This is a genomic window from Mycobacterium arosiense ATCC BAA-1401 = DSM 45069 (assembly GCF_002086125.1).
GTDB lineage: Bacteria > Actinomycetota > Actinomycetes > Mycobacteriales > Mycobacteriaceae > Mycobacterium > Mycobacterium arosiense.
Map to the genome: position 1 here is coordinate 1 of NZ_MVHG01000444.1, position 230 is coordinate 230.

Consider the following 230-nt stretch of genomic DNA (forward strand, 5'->3'; position numbering starts at 1 on the left):
TCCTCGCACAGGCCGCAGAAGATGCAGCGCGAGAAGTTGATGCGGAAGAACTCCGGATACCAGCGACCGTCCTCGGTCTCGGCCTTCTGCAGGGAGATGCAGCCAACCGGACAGGCCACGGCGCACAGGTTGCAGGCTACGCAGCGTTCCTCGCCGTCGGGGTCGCGGGTCAGGACGATCCGGCCACGATAGCGCGGCGGCAGGTAGACCGGCTCTTCGGGGTATTGCAG

Annotated in this window: 1 protein-coding gene; it reads right to left on the reverse strand. The window is 66.1% G+C overall.

What is annotated here, in order from left to right; genetic code table 11:
* Nucleotides 1–230 (reverse strand): NuoI/complex I 23 kDa subunit family protein (locus BST14_RS32495; protein WP_142279752.1); only part of this gene is annotated, 230 nt, incomplete at both ends.